This window comes from Microcoleus sp. AT3-D2 (assembly GCF_036705715.1).
Classification (GTDB): domain Bacteria; phylum Cyanobacteriota; class Cyanobacteriia; order Cyanobacteriales; family Microcoleaceae; genus Microcoleus.
Genome location: NZ_JAUBVE010000041.1, coordinates 52,265 through 56,792, shown reverse-complemented (window position 1 = coordinate 56,792; position 4,528 = coordinate 52,265). Strand labels below are relative to the sequence as shown.

Here is a 4,528-nt window from a genome sequence, read left to right as displayed (position 1 = left end):
ATCATAAGTTAGGGTGAATCCGACTTCTAAACTCTAAACCTAAACCCTGCCTACTGTCTAGAACGAAATAGCCCTGCAATAATCACGGAAGGTGCAACAGAAATTAATCGAATTAATCTGCGTTAATCTGTGTTTATCTGCCTGTATCAGCGGTAAAAAAAAGATAATTTATTAACCGCAGATGACAAGGGATTGACGCTGATTCACGCCGATAATAAGAGATTGATGAAGCATCCCAAGGCTAACAGATTTGGTATAATACCAAATCCGGCTTGAATACACCTTGATTTTTTAGCGTTTTAGAGAAGAAAAAAAGTCAACTGTAAGAGCGATGTCAAGGGCCTAGCGCTACAAAGTTTCTAACCCGGATTGAGTATTGTGAGGAACGCCACAGCAGATCAGAACTCTGTGGCGTTTTGTTCGCCAGAACAGGAGACTTTCGCCGCCAATTCTAGAGTTCAGAGAGATTTGGCAGGAAATCCGAGGAGCCGATCGCCCCGTTAACCCCAACCAGATTCGCTAAAACCCGATCGGTTCCTGCTACTAGCAGCAAGGTACCGTTCGGAGTGGCGCTAAATTGCAACTGCTGGAAACTCAGCCCGTCGCTCAAAACAAACTTATCGACGCCTACCTCGAAGTTGATGACAGTATCAGTGCCGCCATCAGCACTTAACACATATTGATCGCTCCCCATACCTCCAATTAAAGTATCCTCGCCCAAGTCGCCAAACAGCCAGTCATCTCCAGCGCCCCCATTGAGAAGGTCGTTATCTTTACCACCAATCAGGGTATCGCTGCCAGCATCTGCGTTGATAGTATCTTGGCCTTCGTTGCCGTAGAGCAAGTCATCGCCGTCGCCACCGTTGATGCAGTCTTGCTGGTCGTTTGCGCCCACCGAGACACCCCGGTTATCAGCACGATCGCCATAGATGGTATCGTTGCCCTCGCCACCGCAGAGTTCATCGCTGCCGTCACCGCCGTAAATCAAGTCTTCGCCCAGATCTCCGTTTATGAGGTCGTTAGCTTTACCGCCGTAAATCAAGTCGTTGTCTTGACCGCCACTGATGGTATCGTCACCCTCATCGCCGAACAGCACATCAGCACCGATGCCACCAAAGAGCAAGTCCTGACCGCCAACATCATTAGCTCGACTTCGAGCACCGCCGTACATGGTGTCGTCGCCGCTGTCGCCAACAAGGGTATCAGAGCCGAGTTCGCCCCAAATCAAGTCATTATCTTTGCCACCCCAAACACAATCATTGCCTTTACCTGCTTGGACGGTATCATTACCGTGCCCGCCGCCTATGATGTCGTTGCCGCCGTCGGCAAAGATTAAGTCTTGTTCGCCGAGATCCCCGATGGACTGGGAACTGCCACTGTCGCCGAGCAGAGTATCGGCTCCTTGGCCGCCGTAGAGGGTATCGGAGCCTAATTGACCGTAGATGATGTCATTGCCTTTACCTCCGTAAGCGCGATCGTTATCTTTGCCTGCAACCAGCGTATCGTTGGCTTGTTGGCCGTTGAGGAAGTCGTTGCCGAAGCCTCCGTACAGCAAGTCGCGTCCCTCGGAGTCGCTTGCCCTTTGGTCGCGAATGCCCCCAAACAAGCTGTCGGAGCCGATGCCACCAAACAACGTATCGGAGCCGAGTTCGCCCCAAATCAGGTCATTTTCTTTACCTCCAAGGGCAATATCGTCACCTTTGCCGCTATGGATGGTATCGTCGCCCTCGTTGCCGTTAATGAGGTCTCCAGCCTCGCCTCCGAAAATCAAATCGCGAGCATCGTCAGGACTCTGGGAGTTGTTCTGCCCGGTGTCTCCGAGAATCGTATCCGCACCTCGATCTCCAAACAGGGTGTCAGAGCCTAAGTCGCCGGCAATCCAGTCGTTCTGTTTGCCTGCAAATACGATATCGTTGCCCTCGTCTCCGTAAACAATATCGGTGTCAATGCCCCCAAAAATCGTGTCATTGTCTTCGTTGCCGTAAATTTCGTCCGCGCCGTCTTCACCTAAAAGCAGGTCGTTGCCTTCAAAACCGACAATTTTTTGGTTGCCTTTGGTGTCTACGATGAAGTCATCGCGGTCGGTTCCTTTGGTGGTTTGTCCCTCGGAAAATTGTGAAATAGGTCGGACAAATCCAACTGCAGGTGGTTGCTGGGGGGGCGCAAAGTTAATCCCCGGTTTTTCCATAATGGGCTGACACAAACAGTCGGTATCTGGTTCGGCGATCGGATTTGAGATGATCGGCGATGCCGGCGTTGGTGTGGGCGTTGGCGCCACCCCCCGCAAGATAGCGACAACTGTAGCGGGAGCGGGACTGATGGCACCGCTGTTGTCTGTAGCGCTGTAGGTGAAATTGGTTCCTGTAAAGTTGCCCGTCGTGAAGAAAAATAGTTGCTGTAACTGTTCTGGCGTCAAAACTTGGCCTGGTGTCACCGCTACACCGCTGCCGTTGGCTGGATCTCCTAAAAACAGGACGGCTTGGTCTGGTGAGGGCAGGGTGTTGATGGTGTAAGAGACGATCGACCCGTCGGGGTCGCTTCCTCCCAATCCTGTGACTAACTGGCTGCTGTTGGGCGCGAGGCTGGAGTTGGCATTGTTGGTAACTGGCGGCTGGTTGTCAGTTGGAAGTATGGCTGCAACAGTAGCGACAGCGGGACTGATAGCGCCGTCGTTGTCTGTAGCGCTGTAGGTGAAATTGGCTCCTATAAAGTTGCCTGTCGTGAAGAAAAACAGTTGCTGTAATTGTTCTGGAGTTAGGACTTGACCGGGTGTCACTGGTACGCCGCCGTTGGCTGGATCTCCTAAAAACAGGACGGCTTGATCTGGTGAGGGCAGGGTGTTGATGGTGTAAGAGACGATCGACCCGTCGGGGTCGCTTCCTCCCAATCCTGTGACTAACTGGCTGCTGTTGGGGCCGAGGCGGGAGTTGACATTGTTGACCAATGGCGGTTGGTTGTCAGTTGGAGTTGGAGTTGGTGTTGGCCCTATTATCAGTCCAGCCACAGTAGCGGTAGCGACTGGACTGATAGCGCCGCTGTTGTCGGTGGCGCTGTAGGTGAAATTGGCTCCTGTAAAGTTGCCTGTGGCTTGAAAAAATAGTTGCTGTAACTGTTCTGGTGTCAGGACTTGACCGGGTGTCACTGGTACGCCGCCGTTGGCTGGGTCTCCTAAAAACAGGACGGCTTGGTCTGCTGGGGGCAGGGTGTTGATGGTGTAAGAGGCGATCGACCCGTCGGGGTCGCTTCCTCCCAATCCTGTGACTAACTGGCTGCTGTTGGGTGCGAGGCTGGAGTTGGCATTGTTGGCTAGTGGCGGTTGGTTGTCAGTTGGAGTTGGAGTTGTGGGAGTTGGCGTTGGTGTGGGAGTTGTTGGAGTTGGAGTTGGTGTGGGAATTGGCGAAACCGGCCGCAAGATAGCCGCCACCGTAGCGACAGCGGGACTGGTGGCGCCGCTGTTGTCGGTGGCGCTGTAGGTGAAATTGGCTCCTGTAAAGTTGCCTGTGGCTTGAAAAAATAGTTGCTGTAACTGTTCTGGTGTCAGGACTTGACCGGGTGTCACTGGTACGCCGCCGTTGGCTGGGTCTCCTAAAAACAGGACGGCTTGGTCTGCTGGGGGCAGGGTGTTGATGGTGTAAGAGGCGATCGACCCGTCGGGGTCGCTTCCTCCCAATCCTGTGACTAACTGGCTGCTGTTGGGTGCGAGGCTGGAGTTGGCATTGTTGGCTAATGGCGGTTGGTTGTCCGTTGGAAGTATGGCTGCCACCGTAGCGACAGCGGGACTGGTGGCGCCGCTGTTGTCGGTGGCGCTGTAGGTGAAATTGGCTCCTGTAAAGTTGCCTGTGGCTTGAAAAAATAGTTGCTGTAACTGTTCTGGTGTCAGGACTTGACCGGGTGTCACTGGTACGCCACCGTTGGCTGGGTCTCCTAAAAACAGCACGGCTTGGTCTGCTGGGGGCAGGGTGTTGATGGTGTAAGAGGCGATCGACCCGTCGGGGTCGCTTCCTCCCAATCCTGTGACTAACTGGCTGCTGTTGGGTGCGAGGCTGGAGTTGGCATTGTTGGCTAATGGCGGTTGGTTGTCCGTTGGCAGTATGGCTGCCACCGTAGCGACAGCGGGACTGGTGGCGCCGCTGTTGTCGGTGGCGCTGTAGGTGAAATTGGCTCCTGTAAAGTTGCCTGTGGCTTGAAAAAATAGTTGCTGTAACTGTTCTGGTGTCAGGACTTGACCGGGTGTCACTGGTACACCACCGTTGGCGGGATCTCCTAAAAACAGGACTGCTTGGTCTGCTGGGGGCAGGCTGTTAATGGTGTAAGAGGCGATCGACCCGTCGGGGTCGCTTCCTCCCAATCCTGTGACTAACTGGCTGCTGTTGGGTGCGAGGCTGGAGTTGGCATTGTTGGCTAAGGGCGGCTGGTTGTTAGTTGGAGTTGGAGTCGGTGTGGGAGTTGTGGGAGTTGGAGTCGGTGTGGGAGTTGTGGGAGTTGGAGTCGGTGTGGGAGTTGTGGGAGTTGGAGTCGGTGTGGGAGT

The 4,528-nt window shown here is 53.9% G+C and carries 1 pseudogene; it reads right to left on the bottom strand.

Going from position 1 to position 4,528, the window contains the following annotated elements:
* Nucleotides 1-451 precede the first annotated feature (451 nt).
* Nucleotides 452-4,528 (bottom strand): annotated as a pseudogene (locus QUB44_RS17825) (DUF4347 domain-containing protein); the annotation flags it as partial.